This is a genomic window from Methanomicrobia archaeon (genome assembly GCA_016930255.1).
Classification (GTDB): domain Archaea; phylum Halobacteriota; class Syntropharchaeia; order Alkanophagales; family Methanospirareceae; genus JACGMN01.
Genome location: JAFGHB010000076.1, coordinates 1 through 18,619, shown reverse-complemented (window position 1 = coordinate 18,619; position 18,619 = coordinate 1). Strand labels below are relative to the sequence as shown.

The following is an 18,619-nucleotide window of genomic DNA, read 5'->3' as shown; positions in this document are numbered from 1 at the left end:
GTTTTCAGGCATTAACTATATAAGCGCTCTCCGAGCTCTGTTAGTACTAATAACCACGCCGTGGCGTTTATTCTTGCCACTCAGGGCGCACTGACGTCAAACTCGGAAATGATGCGGAAAAAAGGGATAAGGAGCTTCTTAGCAGCGGAAAAGGCAGTCTCTGTAGTTATCGGCTTCGTGCTCATCATGGGTATTGTGCTCTCTGCCACTGCGATCCTCTTTGCGCAGCAGGTTCCGGAATTGACGAAGGAGTTCGAAGCCGAGCACGCGTCCAAAGTGATCCAGGACTTCGCGGATCTCGGTGCTACCATCGACATGGCCGTGTTAAGCGAAGATCCTACGTCATCGGCCGCCTGTCCGCTCGGAATGGAATCAAGAAGCATTCCGCTCGTCGGCGTGTATAGTACCGGCGGCTCACTTCGCTTCGACTCGGGTGAAGAAGGTTTCGAGTGCCTGGCGTGTGCACCTGATGCGACAGAAGACTCAGGAACGGGCTCCTGGAATACCACCAATTTCTTGCCCTTCGAGAATGACAGCTTCCATGTCAAAGTAACCGCATGGGACGCCACCCTGGAGCCCGAGATAAAAGAGGACAGGATCATCGAGAATGATACCATCCTCCTGGTCAATTGTTACGATTGCTATTACGATTGGTTCATTGTGCGGAATAATGCAACCCTGACGATCAAAGGGGGCGCAATAAAGATTCATGCCTCAAACCTCGTTGTGGAAGCTGGTTCTGAGATAACCGCAAGTAGTGAAGGCTGGCCTGGTGGCGCCGCGGGAGAAAATGGATCCGGCGACGGTGGCGGACTGGGTGGTGTCGATTTTGAGTTAGGGGGCGGCGGTGGCGGATACGGTGGAACAGGTGGCGCGGGGGGCAATAACCCGGGCTCTGGTGGAAGCGCACCCGGTCTGGTTGAGGCTATGGGTTCTGGTGGCGGTGGCGGTGGCGATTGGAGAGAACCGCAAGGTCAGCCGACACTCGGCTCCGGGGGGACTGGCGGCGACGGTGGCGGGCTCATCTGGCTCGAAGCAACCTTTATAGACCTGAGTGGTATCATCTCCGCCAACGGCTCAATCGGTGAGGGCAAGGAGCAGTATCAGGGTAAGGGCGGCTTCTTCAAAGGTGCCGGTGGCGGTGGCGGAAGTGGCGGATACATTCTCATAAAGGGCGATGCCGTCAACATCACCGGAAGGCTCTATGCCGTGGGCGGTAAAGGCGGCGAGGGTGAAACTAACTTCGGTGCTGGAGGTGGTGGCGGCGGCGGTGGAATTGTTGAGGTAACCTACGACGAGAGTTTAGCTCCTGGTGTCGATGCGATAAACAACAGTCTATACGTGGGTAATGGAACCGGTGGAGCGGGCTCCTCGTACGGCGATCCCGGAAACGTGGGTCAAAAAAGCGTGTATCGAGCGCCATTTATCCCCACCATATTATACCACTCTTCTGGGTACCTCGTCTCCAACATGACACCATCCCAGGGACAGATCGGGTACGATACCCAGCACTATCTCGTCCACTACGGTAATCTCACCTATGATGCTTCCATTCCGATTGGCACCGATGTAATCGTGAAAGTGCGGTCTTCCCTGGATCCGAATATGAAGAACGCCCTCCCCTGGGAGAAATGCCCGCCCGTCGTATCGGGCCAGGCCATCTCTGATCTATCTTCGGTCTCAGATGGGCATCGCTATCTGCAATGGCGAGCAGAACTCATTACCTTCAATCCCAGTAGAACGCCGGTACTCCACGCGATTAATATCTCCTACGAGTACGGGAAACTACCCGTCCTTGCAAGCTCTTCCGGCTGCATCGAATTTAACAGCCGTTATCTGTATCTTCCCAATTTCAAACTCATCTATGCGCACGGTGCGACGATACGAAACCAGACGGCGGGTGGCAACTTCCTTATCTTCGCTCCACCCATTTCGGTGAGCAAACAGGGCAATCTCACCTCGCTCAAAGTTACTGATATTGGTCTCACAGGTGGCAACAGAACCATCAGTGGCGGATTGAGCTCAACCATACATGCTTCTTACGACGATGCTGCCCTGGTCACCGACGGTTTGATCTTCTATAATCTCACCCTCAGTGTCACTACCCGTTATCCAACCGCGTGGGAAAATTGGTTTAACGAGACGTGCAAAGAGGCAGGCCTGACCTGGGGCACCGCGCCGGGAAACTACTATATCAGGCGTGATGGATCCACGCGACAACTAATATTCTATGGTGATGAATCGAGACCTACGAGTTTATGGCTAAAGAAATCCGCAGCGCAGATAGGAATCGAAAAATAGCTTTACTCTCCTCCTTTTCACGATCTCGAGAGGTGCTTGCTGAATAAGATGAAACGGAAAAGAAAAGGATCGCTTGTCGGATCTGAGGAGGCGCTCTCCATAGCGTTAGGTGCATACCTCCTCATCTCGACCGCACTTGTCATGACGGCTTTGTATCTTCCACTTCAGGTGCCTATTGCCACACGGACGTGCGAGTTTAACCACGCAAACGCCGTATTCGAAGATTTTATCGTGCTCAATGCGGGTATCCAGGATCTCTCACGTGCTCAATCGGGAGGTGCATCTACATCAGCGCCCATCCAAATGACCCCTCTTAAGGATTCCAGGCTTTCATTACCGCTTGCATCAGGCTCATTGAACTTCTCACCAAATTTCGGGACCGTTACGGTGAAATTGAACGAAACAGGAACGGGCAACTCCGGCAGGTGGACTGATGAAGATTTCAATGCTACTACGCTCAACAACGTTAAGGTTTCTTCTGGTAATGTGACTCTTCTTGGGCCTCCGTATTCACGTGGTGATCTTGAATCCAACTTCAGTGCCCTTACCGGGCAGATTGGAAAAGACATCGGCAGCAACAACGTCAAGTATGGTGGCTTCTCGTGGTACACACAGCTCCCGTTCAATACTCAAATCACCCTGAAGCTCAGATCCGATATGTTCCCCAACATGACGCATGCGAAAGACTGGTATGACTGCCCGGCTATTGAATCAAATGATGGTGTAAATACGATTTCGCTCTCTGACGTGCCTTCTGTTTCCGATGGGCATCGGTATATTCAATACCGCGCTGAGTTCAAAACGTGGAATCCAATGCTAACACCCACGTTACTGAATACAAGCGTGAATTTCTCGTCTCCATCAGAAAACGTGGTGCTCACCAACTCGTTGGGCGCTCTCACCTTCGCGAGCAATTATTACTACCTCCCGGACCATGCGCTCACGTATGAAAATGGAGCGGTTATCAAGAGCCAGGAGGAAGGAGGTTTCGTTGTTTCTAATTCGGTTTTCTCCTTCAACAAAACGAACGGGAGTACGAGCGTGAGAATATCTCTTATCAATTTGACAGGATCTCCGGCTGCACTCATCGGAGCACCTGTGAATGTTGTCCGATTATTCCAGAGCAATAGCGATGATGAACTTATTGCTGATAACCTCTCGTACCCGAATCTAACCGTTACGATTACGACCAATTATCCCGCAATCTGGGGTGCCTGGCTTAATCAGACGCTTGAAACATCAGGGTTAATCGAATCTTACGATTATGCCGTTACCCGTTCAGCAAATAACTCAGTGATCGTGGATTTTTACGGGCATGAGGACGGCGTTCGGCTATATTTAGAAAAGAACACGGTGCTGGTAGATCTACAGGAATAATCTGTAAACTCCCAAAAAAGGTGCTGCCACGCAGTGCGAAGACAAAGACGTGCGTTGGCGGTAAACCCCCCGAGCTCTTTATCGGGTTCCGGCGAAGAGAGCTGAGCAGGCTGGAAAGGATAGCTGAGCAGCTCCTTTTGGAGTCCACAACGTAGCATAACTGGCTCGATCTGGTAGGGAGGATCAGAGCAGAAAAAAAGCAGGCTTTTTTAAGAACTCGCTCGTGCCGTTCTGCTCTCAAACCGCCTGTACTTGAACGATACTCAAGCCTGTGCCCGGATCTTCGCAACGATCGCGTCGCCGACCTCGCTCGTCTTCGAGCTGCCGCCGAGGTCGTAGGTGCGCACCTTGCCTTCTCGCAAGACCGTTTCAATCGCTGCTATGACCTGTTCAGCAGCAGGCTTTTCGCCGATTGTGTCTAACAGCATCGCGCCGGCCCAGATCGTTGCAATCGGGTTCGAGACGTTTTTGCCCTTATATTTTGGTGCGGAGCCGTGAATGGGCTCGAACATGGACACGCCGTCGGGATTGATGTTCCCGCCCGGTGCGAGGCCCAGGCCGCCCTGAATCATCGCGCCGAGGTCCGTGATAATATCGCCAAACATGTTCGGCGTCACGACAACCTGATACCACTCGGGATTCTTCACGAACCACATGGTGATCGCGTCGACGAAATTGAACTCGGTCTCCATCTCTGGGTAGCCCTTCGCCACGCCGGTGAACACCTCGCGCCAGAACCCGTAGCAGTGCGTCAGGACGTTCGCCTTGTCCACGCTCGTCACCTTCGTCTTACCCGTCGCACGCGCGAGTTCAAAGGCGAACCGTATCACGCGTTCGCAGCCCTCATTCGTCACCACGCCGATTTGGTACGCGAGCTCGTCCGAATCGGTCTCGATGTCCAGATCGAACTTGACCTGATAGAGCGTCCGCATGATCTCCAAGACGTCGTGCGTTTTGCCGCTGCTACCACTGCCACTGCCTTTTGCACGGCCGCCAATGCCGATATAGAAATCCTCGGTGTTCTCACGCACCACGGTTATATCAATATCTGCGGGTCCTTTGTCCGCCAGCGGTGTGCGAACACCTTCCAGAAGCTTCACCGGTCTCAAATTCACGTACTGATCGAAATAGAACCGGAGCGCGAGCAGTATCCCCTGCTCCAGGACGCCGGGCTCCAGCCGCGGATCGCCGATGCAGCCGAAATAGATCGCCGCGTACCGCTCCAACTCCTTTAACGTCTCCTCACTCAACAACTCGCCGGTCTCCATATAATGATCCGCACCGTGCGGATATTCCACCCAGTCGAGTTCAAAATTCTCGCGCTCGGAGACCGCATCGAGCACCTTCAGCCCTTCTTCTATTATCTCCGGCCCGATCCCGTCGCCACGCATGACCGCAATCTTATAGCTCTTCATTTTTCTTTTCGTCTACCTCGTGGGTTCGCTCGTTCTAAATAAACAAAGCGAAGAACAATGATTCTTTCTCCCGGTACTTCAAACCACCTACGGAGATAAAAATGTTCGTGAAACGACCACCAACACGAACCGAAAAAGGTGCTCACTCACATCAAGACGAGAGGGGAGAGAGACGTAAAGATTTGAGTGGTAATTGAATGAAAGGAAGAAACCGGAATCTTTAACTTTATCAAAGCAGTTGACGATTTCTGATCACTGATGAAACTAAGGCAGTGTAGAAGAGCGGTGGGAAAAGATAGTTGCGCCACGGGCTCGAAGGTGGTGGTGATTGCAGTTGCTTTCGTAATGATTGTCGCTCTCTTATCGACCTCCGTTACACTTGCGAATGCTGATGATATCAGACTCACAGGCACGGTAACCGATCGCTACCCGGAAGGTTTGATTGGAACAAAATGGTGGGATGTAACCGTTGAGGGGGTGATAAGTGGACCCACACCGTGCCCGGAACTGGAAGTTCGTCTGGTTTCTGGGCCGCCATTCCCATGGGGATATTTCGATGATGACATCGCCATTGGTGATACGGTAGAAGTGTACGGGAGCTATAATGCGACGGACTGTCGCGTCTCCCTAAACGGCAATGAGGAGTATCACATCACAAGAATCCCCATTCAAGAACCCGTATTGGACACTGGCCCTTTAGCTAATCCATATCCCAGCATCTCAGGCATCCATACCGGCACCATCACTCCCTTCGTTGACATTAACGTCTCAAAAATGTACACCTATTCCTGCCCTGGAACCGGTGGCCATACCGAATACGCAAAGATATGGAGTGACACCGAATGGAATGTGACGGCGACATGGAATGGCTATTCGGGAGACTGGCGTAACATAACGTTCAACGACTCATTTACCCTTTATGCGGGAACTACGTACAATTATAGCATTCGCACGGGCTCTTATCCGCAGATTCACCATAATAGGACACTGTCAACCGAAAGCGGCTGGATAAATTGCACTCAATTTACGGATACGAACGGAAAAACCTACTATGACTGGATACAGGCGATAAGGCTATTCTAAGACGGGATAAGCGTTCAAGAGTATTTTCACCGTAAGTTTGTACAAAGCTCTCCCTTTCACTCCACCAGCTCTTTCAAATAGATCTTAGACTTACCTAATTTACCACCGTAATTACCCGCGGAGATCTTCACCACCCCCTTAACATCCCGTACGCTCGCGATCGCTGCGCGCATCGCATCCTTTACCGAATCGAGCGATAAGCCGTTAATCACGATTTCCGGAATGCACTGCACACCGTCCGGTACTTTCGAATCGCTTATCTGCCGCGTTAAAGTCGGGCAGTACCAATGGTTCGTCGTCGGCCCGATCTCGGGATAGTTCGTCTCAGGTTTCGAGCCTGCGGAGCAGATACCGAACGGCGTCACGGCACCTTCTACGTTTTCTATCGCGGCTATAGCTCTTTCACCTGATTCTAATGCCGATTTCATACTGTCACAGAGGAACCACACGTTGCCGCCCATCACGCCCTTCTTATAGCCTAAAGAGCGCTCGATCACGAACTCGCCCATCATGATCGGCACCGCGATGACCTCTCTTCCATACCGACGCTCAACGGTCTCGTAACCATCACCGCAGTGCCCTATTTGCTCCATCGTCTCGAACGTATCGGGAGAAGCAAGCGCATTGAAGACTGACGTCGTCGGCACGACCAGGATTCCCTGCCGTATCCGTTTCGACACCTCGTATTCCAGCTTCTGGGGTGCGTCCGCCGCACCGTAATTCACCCAGAGTTGAATCAAAGCGCCTTTTCGGCCGTCTGGCGTCTTATCTCCCAGCAGCCACTGCTCGATTCCGCCTTCTGACTCGCCAAAGACCGTGCAGGGCAGTGCCGTGGCATTATACGCCGCTTGCTTCAACCTCCGCTCGTCACGCGCGGTAACGCAGACTCGTGCAACCAACCCATCAAACGCCTCACAATACGTGTCTTCTATCTCCATTTCCTTGTTCCTCACATTTTCTACACGGTTATATACCGATTAACAACCGATAGCGTATTTACTACCTTCAACTCCTTAAAGAGGAAATTGAGTTTCGCCTCGACCTCTGCCGCAATCGCGTCCCGTATTTCCGGTTCGAGGCCCACAATCTCTCTTTTAAAGGGCCCCAGCGCTTTTTTGCGCGTCTTATAAATAAACTGCTCCTCCGTCTGCCCTTCGTGCCATTCATCCCGATGGTTCTCTTTGAGCCACGCATACACCTTCTCCTTTAACTCAGGAGGGAAATAAGCGCTTTCGTATACCATATTCTGGAACTGCGTGGCCAAGTGCACCTCAGCCGTGTCGACTTCCGGGAATGTATGAAACGCTTCCGCCGGTAACGTCGAAGCGCCGTGCTGCACCGCACCCGCTAGCGCGAATTTCTCGCGTGCCAATCGCGAAAGTGTCTTTAACGTTTCAAAGTCCAGCTTCACACTGGCAATGCGCCCGTCCGGTAAAACCACCCCACCGTGGGACGTCCCGGTTTGCACACTGATCTTACTTATTCCTGTCAATGACGGCCCTAATGCTTCTTGATAGCCGTCCATAAACGCCTCTAGCTCTTCGGGCGTCGAGTTCTCCTTTCCTATCTCGCCGATCTCACCGCCAACAGAAACCTCGACACCCTCCGGCTGGATCGCCCGAATAAACGTAGTCAAATCAGCACAGACGGTATAATTTAACTTCTGCTGCTCTTTCAGTCCCTTCTTGCTCAAGTCCACCAGGGTGGAGCTGTCAATATCGATATTATAAAAGCCCGCTGCTATCGCCTCCCGGATAAGATCGCGCAGTTTTGCTATTTCTTCCTCGGAATTCTGGCGATAGTTCTTCGAATTCACCTGGAAATGATCCCCTTGAAGAAATACCGCGCCGTGCCACTTCTCTTTTAGCGCCGCAGCCAGGCACACGCCGGCATATTCCAGAGGACGCTGCGCCGTGTACCCGATCTCACTTCTGGCGATCTCGAAGATGAAAGCGCCTGCGTGGTTCCGCTTGGCAACCCGGAAAATGGTGCGTGCTAGATCGTACGTAAGCGTCCTCAAATTTATTGCGGGCACTGTGAAGCCGCTAAAATCCCCCCGGCCCCGTGCGCGATACAGGGGAAGGATAGAAGCGGGGAAGATCCCCTGCGCTTCTGCTACGTGCGAAATCGTAGAAAATACCTCTGATTTCGTCTTTAGCGTTTCGGTTAGCACCAATTCGCGTACCAGTTCATCCAGATCCAATTCTCCCTCTTCCGTCATGGTACTCGGCTCTTCATCTTATGTCAAATTCCTCAATAGTTGATAGAACGAATCGATCGTATTCGTCTCCTTCACCTTTATCGCGAGCTGGAACTCCACGGCCGTAACTCTACCATCCTGTACGCCCACTGCTTTGCAAAACTCACCGTTTAAAAGTAAATCGACCGCGGCTGCACCCAACCGGGTTGCCAAGATGCGATCCTGCGCGGTGGGATTTCCTCCTCGTTGAATATGGCCTAATACCGCCACTCGTGTCTCTAATCCCGTCATATCGGTGATCATCTTCGCAATATCGTCTGCCTTCGCTTCGCCTTCCGCAACGATAATAATCCAGCTCTTTTTTCCTTTGAGACTCCCTTTGGCAATATCCTGGGCCATGTCCTCTAACTCATAACTCAATTCAGGAACCAGCACCTCTTCGGCGCCGCTCGCCAACGCAACCTGGATCGCAATGTAGCCGCTCTCTCTACCCATGACTTCGACCACAAAAATCCGCTCCATGCTCGTGCCGGTATCCCGAATCTTATCGGTTGCTTCCAAGGCGGTATTTATCGCGGTGTCCGCACCAATAGTGATATCGGTGCCACTAACATCGTTATCAATCGTTGCCGGTACACCGACGCACGGGATATGCCACTTCTCCCAGAGCTGAATCCCCCCTCGATACGTGCCATCTCCTCCAATCAGAACTAACGCATCGATATTATTCCGTTTTACGACCTCTACCGCCTTTCGCTGCCCCGCTTCCGTTAAAAATTCGTCACAGCGGGCGGTCTCCAGAATCGTCCCGCCCCTGTTAATAATACCCGAAACCGAGCGGTGGTCCAACGCCTTCACTTCTCCGTCAATCAACCCCGCGTAGCCGCGAAAGATCCCGATCACCTCGACGTTATGATGCACGCCGTATCGTACCACACTCCGAATCGCCGCATTCATTCCAGGCGCATCGCCACCGCTCGTTAACACACCAATACGCTTTATCATCGATTCCTACGTTTCCTTTCCTTATTGCGTTCTACTTAGAGAAATCATCTCATCCTTTAAGTATGTACGTTAGCGCTCAGAGATTAATGCCAGCCCTGTACCCAGAGAGTGTCGGGGAGCGTTAAATAACGGTTCGCGTAACGCTTTCCCGGTTAACGAAACGGCTGCTGCCACGCTCATCACTCGAAATTATTTATACCTCTACGTGTATTCTCACTTACGCTAAGGAAACGAAAATGGACGTGTTTTATCTGACGGTGATGCTGTACCTATTTCTGATTTACTGGCTTATCGTCTTGGCACTTGATAGGAAGGGCATTCTGGAGCGGTATAATATCTCCGCGGTCGGGCCCGTCTTGATGATACGGACGAAACGGGGGGAGCGCTTATTGGAACGGTTGTCTACCGGTACGAGACGGGAGCGATTCTGGCGTGTCTACGCGAATATCGGCACGGTTTTAGTGCTTATTGCCATGGTCTTCATGTTCGTCCTTGTCGCGTACGGCACGTATGCAACGTTCATGGCGCACCCGGAACCCACGGAGATAAACGAGCCGAGGAATTGGCTGCTTATACCGGGATTGAACGAGTTCATACCGCTCAGTGCATGGGTGGGCTTCGTGATCGCTTTGGTCGTGCATGAACTCTCGCATGCCGTCCTGAGCACGGTAGAGAAGATCAAAGTGAAGTCCATGGGGCTTCTGGTGGCCTTGGTGCCGATCGGCGCATTCGCAGAGCCTGACAGTGAGCAGCTCTTTGGCGAGAAAGAAAAGGAAAAGAAGAAGAGGGGTGAACCGGGGAAAGAAGGGATTGAGGCGCGTGAGTCGAAAGGGACGGTGAAGAAAGTAGCAACGTCTCGTGAGCGGACGCGTATACTGTCCGCAGGTGTGACCAGCAACTTCTGCGTGGCGTTCGTTGCGTTTAGCTTGTTCTTTGCTATTCTCTTTTCTGTACAGCCGATTAGCGATAACGTGCTGTATGTGTACGACGTTGCCGAGGGGAGTCTTGCGGCTAGCGTAGGCCTAGAGTCTGAAATGTTCATCACCATGGTTGACGGCTCACCGGTTACGCGTCTGGAGGAGCTGAACACCGCGCTGCGCACACAAGATGAGACGCAGATCACGGTACTGGATAGGGGCGGAGCAGAAAGGACACTCGTCGTGTCCGATGGTTCCGGAAGCACGGGTGTCTACATCGTCGGCGTTGAGGACGGCTTGCCTGCAGCGAACGAGGGTTTAACCGGTGGCATGCGCATAATACGGATGGATTCCGTGCGCATAACCAGCTACGAGGATTTCAGCGCGTTCATGGACACGACAACGCCGGCACAGGTGATAGAAATAGAAACAGATAAAAAAACGGTTACTGTGGAGTTGGCAGAGTCGCCGTACACCGAGCAGATCGGGTTCTTAGGCGTGCTCGTCGCCAATAGCCCTTTAGGAACAACAATCGTGAATTTCCCCACACAGGACTATCTTGACGGGCTGCGGAACCTGCCTCGGTCATTTATTACGTTCTCACCTGGCCAATGGTTGAATGGCTGGATTTGGCTGACCATTATGCCCATCGCGCCGTTACCTACGGGCTTCGGCGGTTTCAACCCGCTGCTCGCGCATTTGTACGAGCCGGTCAGTGGTGCGGCACTCCTCGGCAGTGGTATCTTCTGGACGGCCGATATCCTGTTCTGGACGGGCTGGATAAACTTCTACGTCGGCCTGTTCAACTGCCTTCCGGCCATTCCGCTTGACGGCGGCTACGTATTCCGCGAGATGCTGAACCCCGTGTTGCAGCTCGGCATAAAGGAGGAGAAGCGCAAAGAAAAAGTCGCAAAGGCCATTGCATCCTTTATCGCTCTTTTCATCTTCTCCTCAATCGTCATCATGCTCGCCGGCCCGTATGTGCTCTGAACTCTGTAGAGTTCCCGCAAATGCTCTGGGGGACGGCTTACGTAACTTACTTACCGTGCAAAAACACCGATAATATCGTCCCGTGCAATCAACCCTACCAATTTCCCGTCGGCGTCCACCACGGGAATCCGGTTGAAATCGTTTTTACGCATTATCCGCGCAGCATTGGAGATCGAGTCTTCAGGAGAAATCGTTACCGGTTTTCTCGACATCACGTCCTTCACCTCGCCTTCGAACAGTGTGGCAATTTCTTCTTGAATATCCCTTACCTGTTTCATGTATGCAGATAGCGAGAAGACGGGAAACGGATTAAGCGGGTCTATATCGGGAAAGGGGATCGTTGCGGTCAGTTTCATGATGTCCGCTTCACTGATCACGCCAATGACTCGGCGTTGGTCGTCAATCACCGGCGCACCGCTAATTCTATTCACTCGAAACGTCTCCGCCACCTGCTGGATCTTATCGCTCGGCTTGAATGCGATAACGTCCGTGGTCATCAGCTCTTTGACCTTAACCTTTGCCTTTGTTACCATTCCTTCGTTCCTCCTTTCATTCTAATTAAGGTTCATACTAATGTTCATACAGTGAAGCGAGTATATCCGCTCGCGTAACGATTCCACGCAACGTGCCTGTTTCGTCCACCACGGGCAGCCGATTAAAACCCGTTGCGTGCATAATCTGCGCGGCATCGTCGATTAACGCATCGGGCGGCACCGTTTGCGGATCTTTGGACATTATCTCTTTCGCTTTCAGCGCGTGCGCTTTTGCTACATCCTGCTCTATGCCGTGCGCCTCTTCACCTTCTCCGTAGAGGTGTAAATAGTACAGTGCGGTGAAAATCGGCGTGTACCAGTGCGAATCGTCCAGGATTTTTAAAATATCCGCTTCACTGATCACGCCAACCACTTCCTCCTTGTCATTGAGAACCGGCGCACCTGCGATCTTCTTCGCTTTGAATACCTGTGCAACGTCCAGCACTGAGTCGTTTTCATGCACCGTAATGACATCCCGGTCCATAATCTCCGCAACCTTCTCTTTCATTGCTTTCTCCTATTCTACCTCACTGCCTATCTACCTATCTATGCCCCTTAGTGTTAATCAGTGACCGAAACAGATAAAAGTACTCCTAAATTGACCGCCTATTTGCAGAGGTTCTGAGAGAGCTAATTTTTGCTCTTCGAAGCACCACGGTAATACGAAAAAGATTACGCAGGAAATAGCGGCTCATCTCAATGCGGAATTAGTGAACCTGAGCGAGACCGATATTCCTGACCTTGCAGACTATGACCAGATCGGTTCCGGTATCTATTGGGGCAAACACGACCGGAAGTTGTTGGATCTCGTGAGCGGGTTGCCGCGGGTAAAGGGCAAGAAGGCTCATTTTAGCGACGAGCGGGCTACGAGCGGGTCGTATTCTTAATCGACGGTTACGGCGGGAATTAGTGAAGAGCGGCTTTAACATTGTTGGCGAATTCTCGTGCCGTGGATTTGATAGTGCAGGGCCATTAAAACTCCTTGGCGGAATAAACAGGGGCAGGCCCAATGCTACTGATTTAGAAGCTGCCGCTCAAGCTCATTCGTTGAGCGCAAGAAACGCCCTGACGCTGGTGAATAAACAGGGACAACCGTGATCTCGCGCTTTTCAGTACAACCGTATCGCTGGTATCCAATCGGTGTACACTCGCCCATTGACGTCCGTGAAGGTCGTGCAATTGATGAACGAGTCATCCAGGGTGGGATGGGTCTGTTTGTGGATGATCTGCGGATACGAGCCGGTGCGAATGGTGTAATAATAGGTAACCCCCTCATGTAAGGTAAATGGCTCGGGAAATTCGAGGGACTGATATCCATCCTGATAGCCGTTCCAAGTGGCACTCGCATTAACACCAGCACCATGAATCCACACATATTCGGTATGCCCTCCTGTGCCAGGGCAGGGATACGTGTAGAGCGTCGATACGTTAATCTCGTGACTTGGCTTTATGACTCCTGTATGGATACCAGCTATGCTCGGATAGCCCCCGGAGCCCGTATCTAATGTATCCTCGTAGAGACCTGATTGCGAGATCATAATCGTGCTTGTCGCCGTGTGGTTCGCATCATCGTTCGCAACCACCTCGAAAGCGAAATCTTTCTGCGTGCCGTACGTGAGATCTACAGAGATATTCTTCTGCTCGCCGGCCGATAGAGTGCCGAGAGCATGCGTTACGACGGTGGAGGTCGCATGCGCGGGCAAAATGAGCTGAACTTGAACATTCTGTGCGGGCAAATCGCCCCAGTTTTGAACGGTGAGATTCAAGAAGATGGTCTTATTTGTGCCGGGGTCAGGAGCACTTGTTCGGTTGATAACAGTCGGTATCCATAGGATCGGTGGTGAGAGTGCGGTTACAGAGGTGCTTACGGTATCGCTACCGCCATCATCTGAAGTTGCCAGTACCTCAATGGGCAGTTCTCCAGAAGAGGTAGCCGTCAGTTGCCAACTGACCGCCCGGGTTTCGTTCAGGAGAAGCGTGCCAAGCTGCTTCTCTACGGGCTCTGAGGTATTGAAGCTATAGTAAAGCTCAACGGAGACATTAACGTCATGCACGGCGGTATCCCACGTGTTCGTGACGGTTGCGTTGAAGACGAAGATCGAATCCTGCAATACGGTGAGGTTCTGCGTGCAAGTGAGGTCAAACGCATCCGCTACGGTAAACGCTGCTTCTGCTCCAATGCCTTTATCCGTGTCCACGTTGATGTTCCAAACGCCGATCTCCGTATCGGTGGGTATATCGACCGAATAGGTCACATTCTTTGCGGAGTTCGGAGAGACCGAGACGGTTGTTGTATTTGTATAGATGATCTCGGGGGTGTAGGAATAGCGGGCAGTTTTCGATACGTTTAGCGTGAGATCCATTGTCTCTTTCACAACACCGCCATTACCCACGGTCACCGTGATGGGAACGGATTCGCCAACTCGTACGCTCTCCGGTGCACTCACCTCTAAATTCAAGAGACTATCATTATGCGTAACGATCTCATCCGCAAACGTGGCATGTATCTCAGAGAAATTGAATTCAGCAGCGGCTACTCGGTGAGCTGCAGGTTTGAGTTCCGTGAGCTTCTTTGACGCTGCTTCGTGCTCTGAAACCGAAAGTCCCCCCGGGCTCTGGCTAGCCGGCGGAGCCGAGAAGAGTATCTCAGACCACCAGACCTCATAGTAGCCCGTGCTATCTCCATATCCTTCTATTTTTATGTAGTAGGTTCCCGGATCCACGTCGATTGTACAGGTTTCGTTCGCATCCGCTTCGAGCGGCGCGCATAAGGGCTCCGTGGCAGTGCAGGAGTCATACACGTAGAGATCGAAATCTTCACCCGCTGGTCCGTATAAATTTACTTCCAGGTCCCCTCCATACGGCTCCACTTTCCACCAGTCGCGATCACCTGCGGGATCAATCCACGCGCAGCCATGATATCCCAGGGGTATAAGCATGGCACCACAGCAGTAGTCAGCGTTCGGCGCAATAGACGTATAGATCGTATAGTTACCCGTGCTATTGTCATAGCCCTCTATTTTGATATAGTACGTTCCGGGCGTGGCATTTATAAAACAGGTCTCATGAGAACCATATAACCAGGGAGCGGAAATGTACTCTGAGTCGCAAGTAGCATACACATAAAGGTCAAGGTCTTGATCCTCAGGTCCGTCCAGGGTGACGTTCAGGATTTGGGGACAATCCGTAGTTGGCACGTCCACTTTCCACCAATCCAGATCACCAACTGGGTCAATCGCGCCGGATGATGCGATACCGAGCGTGAGCGGTGTTGCATTGGCACAGGTGTCGTCGTCAGAAGGTGCGGTAATGTTTGCAGGTCTCGTTGAAGAATAAACGCTGAATTCATATGAAGAACCCGGTGATAAGGTTATGTTCCAGCATGCATCAGCCTTCACGAGCGGAACGCTGTCATGCTCGAAGAGCTCGACGGCCAGTATCGTCGCCTCTTCTGAGAATGCATAGATCGAGACGTTGGCGTCATCATCCGACGAGTAGTTATACATAATAACGTGACCCGCCTTGGCGTTTAACGTGGTATTTGACGCTATCGTCCCGGTCCCTGGCACATAAGCGGCATCCCCAAGCCCGTAGAGCGGCATGGAGAAGGTATAGACATGCGATGCGTCATCGGGGTTTTCGATCGTGACAATGGTCTTCGAGTAGTTGCGATCCGCGTTAAGCTCGCTGTACAGGTCAACGGCGACCGGCACTTCATCCCACACGTAACTATCCCGGATAAACGCCGTTTCGTTGCTCGCGTTCGACTCGAAGAAGGTGCCGTTGAACCGCTGGAAGGTCTGCTTAAGGCCATCTACCTCAATGGAATAGAGCGGAGCGATACTCATTCCCGGAATTCTGACGCGGTAAAAAGAGGTGGTATAGGCTTTCTTTGTACCCCAGGGCGTGTAAGGTTTTGCAACAATATAAACCTCCGTATAAGACTTTTTAGGAGGAACGACTCCACTCACCGTCTTATTTTCCTGCTGGCCTGGTGCAAGGCTAGCCGCAACGTCGATATCGGCGAACGGTTTATAAAAAGAGATGGAGCCGGTTGTTGTGTCCCCGACGTAGCTCTCGGTCAATATCTTCACTTCCAAACGCGGGCTGGGAATGGTGATCTCACCGGTGTTCTTAACGGCGATCTCAATATTCATCGCGTCACCCGGTTTGTAGCTGGCTTTATCAAACCGTAAACCCACAACGTCAAGATTGTAGTTATACCGTTTGTAGATGTTCTCTGGTGGAGTGTTTCCAGGAACGCTTTGCGACGTTATCACCCAGTAGCCGTTGTTCTTTAACCCAAAACCCTCAGGTCTGTATTGCGTCCCTTCTTGCGTGTATTCGTTGGTCCCAACGGTTCCCGCATCTTCCCCTCCGTAATTGGTCGGATCGAACCAGTGCCAGTCCCCATCATACCAAGCCTCAAAGAACGAGTGAGTCTGATCCTGATAATTTGGACCCAATCCCCCTTTACCCTGGATATTCGTGATTCGCGCCGGGATGCCGACCGCCCGTAACATTCCTATTGATAACGAGGATTGATCGGTGCAAGTGCCCGTTCCTTCATCCAAAGCTTTTATATTATCGTACCACAGGTTGTTTCTCCCAGGCCAGTGATCATCTATTTCCGAGGGATATGAGATATAATTGGTGATAAAGCTCATATCTCCCAATGCTCTTGCCACACGCGCTCTACTGGTTAAATCAATGCCTCTAAATGCAGCCGTTTTGGAATTTGAAAGTTCTTTTAGCGCTTCTTTCCATATCCGCTCATCGTACATGTGGAGTTTGTATCCAACCCCTCCATACCCAAAATATGAGGGATAGTTGTAAAAAACATAGGCATTGTCGTTGGTAATAAAGTCCTTATGGGTGGAATCCCAGTCGAAGATGACGTAAAATTCTTTTGTATAACTCTGTTGAACAATTTTTATTTTATTGTTTGTCTTATTGATGAGCTGTGCCTGCGCCTTATACACGCCGATTGGAATACTGTTCACACCCCTCGTGCCGGAATTATCCGACCAATCCCATTCGCCCACCACCTTGTCATCAGTCCACCCGTCGGATATCGTGAGATTTTTCACGACGTGGTATTGTCCTCGGCCTTCGGGCTCTTCGATCACCACCCGCAACTCGTAACCTTCGGGCACTCCTGTTAACCCTTTAACCTCAAATTGTGGCTTCTCAACGCCTCTTTGAAAAACGGGAGCGTTTTCGTAACGACTTTGAGGAAGTGCGATAACATACTCTTTATATGGGTGAACGTTTGCGAATGACGCGGGGATAGTTAAGAGTAGGAAACTACTGACGATCCCCTTCACCTCGTCTTCTCCGTCTTTCAGTTCGCTCTTCTTCGCTGTTACCTTAATCGTGTACTCTTTGGTCTCCGTCGGCGTCCAGATGCCCGCATAGAGGCCGTCATCCTCCGTGCCAGCGCCTTTTCCGGTATCTAGTAAAGTTATGGTAGAGCCGTCAACTTCTGCCTCGATCGAGTCAAGTTCGTCGTGCTTCACGACACCACCGAGTTCCTTGGTGCTCGTGGTATAATAGTTCACCTGGGCACTGATTACCACCTCGTTATCTTTTTGCTCGACAAAATTATCCTCCGGCTTTTTGATCTCAACCATGAGCGCATCAGGTGCGGAGATCTTCACCTTTCGGGTTGCCTCCCCACTTGCTTCACACGTCGCGGCTCGCACCGTGATTGTGCACTCACCGGTAGGAGAAGCACTCGCATTGGTGACGGTCCACTGCCCCGTGTAGGCACCGCTACCCGCACTCGAGAGCATAACGTTGCTATCGCCGTTGCTGAAGGACGCGGTTACCGCGAGATCATCTGCCGAGGAGCCATCACCGGTCACCTGTGCGCTTATAGTCACGGTCTTGGTCTTCTGCACCTCCTGATTTTCCGCGGGCTCCGCTATGCTTACCGTGATCGAAGAGAGCGAAGGTTCGAGAACACTCATTTGTTTCGCCCGGTTCAGCGCCTCTTCTTGACTGGGCGCGCAGACGCACAGTGTAAGGTTGTCAACACAGACCTGAATCACCGCATTCGATGCAACCGCATAATGGCCACCGTTCAGATGCGTTGTCCTCAATTCGATTTTGTTATCCGCTTTACCGGCACTCGCATAGGCCAGATAAGAAGGAGTCAGGTCAAACTCCGAGACACCGCGTGGGATCGTATTCGATAAGCTCCCCACTTTATGCCCGTTGAGATAGACGTCAACGTCGTGTTTCTCAAGTTCATGAAGCCCGAAAAAAGGATTGAAATCTATTCTTAGCGTCGCTTTCTTCACATTTGCACTCTCGAATCCCGCGGGAACATCAAATTTAAGGTTGATATTGGGGCGGTTCGTACAATACCAATCATTCACCTTTCTTAAAATACCCACGTTGTTCAGGGTAACGCACCGGACTTGCTCTCCTTCCGGGCATGAAAAGGTTGCAGATGCGCTTTTGGAAACACCAGCGCCCTTTGCATTGATGGTACCACTCAAGCCACCCGCCCCAAGGCCCGCGAGACAGCTCGGACAACTGCCGAGTGTTGGGGGTGACTCCGGGGAGAAGATGGGTAGAACGTCAAACTCAACCACGGCACCACGGTAAAGATTGTAATGGTTCATCGCCGGCTGGAACATCACGTTATTCTTTATACTGTCGTCGGCGTAAACGGTAAAATCAGTGAGCGTATCACCATAATTATGCACTCTATACCGCTTAATAAGTGTTACCGGATCGGTACTCACCTCAACGATACTGAAATTGACGTCCGGTATGTGGATATGGATC

At 51.6% G+C, this 18,619-nt stretch carries 11 protein-coding genes and 1 pseudogene; 5 read left to right on the top strand and 7 right to left on the bottom strand.

Translation table 11 applies throughout. The features are described 5' to 3' along the window. Positions 1-108 precede the first annotated feature (108 nt). Both JW878_10130 and JW878_10125 read left to right on the top strand, forming a co-directional pair. A complete protein-coding gene (locus JW878_10130; GenBank protein ID MBN1763410.1) occupies positions 109-2,301 on the top strand; it encodes a hypothetical protein in 2,193 nt (730 codons plus the stop codon). Positions 2,302-2,349: 48 nt separating this feature from the next. Then, positions 2,350-3,678, top strand: coding sequence for a hypothetical protein (locus JW878_10125; GenBank protein ID MBN1763409.1), 1,329 nt, complete (start codon positions 2,350-2,352; stop codon positions 3,676-3,678). A gap of 263 nt (positions 3,679-3,941) precedes the next feature. Here the strand turns inward: JW878_10125 and JW878_10120 are convergent, their stop codons facing one another. Next, entirely contained in the window at positions 3,942-5,093 is a 1,152-nt protein-coding gene (locus JW878_10120) for an isocitrate/isopropylmalate dehydrogenase family protein (protein MBN1763408.1), read from the bottom strand. Positions 5,094-5,351: 258 nt separating this feature from the next. Between JW878_10120 and JW878_10115 the strand changes: the two genes are divergently transcribed. Then, a complete protein-coding gene (locus tag JW878_10115; GenBank protein ID MBN1763407.1) occupies positions 5,352-6,176 on the top strand; it encodes a hypothetical protein in 825 nt (274 codons plus the stop codon). A gap of 56 nt (positions 6,177-6,232) precedes the next feature. Here JW878_10115 and JW878_10110 read toward each other — a convergent pair whose 3' ends face one another. Genes JW878_10110 through pfkA form a run of 3 tightly spaced genes read right to left on the bottom strand, consistent with a single transcriptional unit; the run spans position 6,233 to position 9,378 of the window. After that, positions 6,233-7,114, bottom strand: coding sequence for a formylmethanofuran--tetrahydromethanopterin N-formyltransferase (locus tag JW878_10110; GenBank protein ID MBN1763406.1), 882 nt, complete (start codon positions 7,112-7,114; stop codon positions 6,233-6,235). Positions 7,115-7,134: 20 nt separating this feature from the next. Next, complete coding sequence (locus tag JW878_10105) at positions 7,135-8,397, bottom strand: class II fructose-bisphosphate aldolase (protein ID MBN1763405.1); 1,263 nt, start codon at positions 8,395-8,397, stop codon at positions 7,135-7,137. 18 nt (positions 8,398-8,415) lie between these two features. Then, positions 8,416-9,378, bottom strand: coding sequence for a 6-phosphofructokinase (gene pfkA / locus JW878_10100; protein MBN1763404.1), 963 nt, complete (start codon positions 9,376-9,378; stop codon positions 8,416-8,418). Between the two features lie 239 nt (positions 9,379-9,617). On the opposite strand from pfkA, the gene JW878_10095 reads away from it, so the two are divergent. Beyond that, a complete protein-coding gene (locus tag JW878_10095) occupies positions 9,618-11,288 on the top strand; it encodes a site-2 protease family protein (GenBank protein ID MBN1763403.1) in 1,671 nt (556 codons plus the stop codon). A gap of 50 nt (positions 11,289-11,338) precedes the next feature. Here the strand turns inward: JW878_10095 and JW878_10090 are convergent, their stop codons facing one another. Both JW878_10090 and JW878_10085 read right to left on the bottom strand, forming a co-directional pair. Beyond that, positions 11,339-11,821: a CBS domain-containing protein gene (locus JW878_10090; GenBank protein ID MBN1763402.1), complete on the bottom strand. Its 483-nt coding sequence runs from the start codon at positions 11,819-11,821 to the stop codon at positions 11,339-11,341. Between the two features lie 37 nt (positions 11,822-11,858). Beyond that, positions 11,859-12,329, bottom strand: coding sequence for a CBS domain-containing protein (locus tag JW878_10085; protein MBN1763401.1), 471 nt, complete (start codon positions 12,327-12,329; stop codon positions 11,859-11,861). 100 nt (positions 12,330-12,429) lie between these two features. On the opposite strand from JW878_10085, the pseudogene JW878_10080 reads away from it, so the two are divergent. Then, positions 12,430-12,919: pseudogene (locus JW878_10080) on the top strand (flavodoxin family protein). Positions 12,920-12,930: 11 nt separating this feature from the next. Here JW878_10080 and JW878_10075 read toward each other — a convergent pair. Further along, positions 12,931-18,576, bottom strand: a complete 5,646-nt coding sequence (locus JW878_10075; GenBank protein MBN1763400.1) for a hypothetical protein — start codon at positions 18,574-18,576, stop codon at positions 12,931-12,933. Between the last annotated feature and the right edge of the window lie 43 nt (positions 18,577-18,619).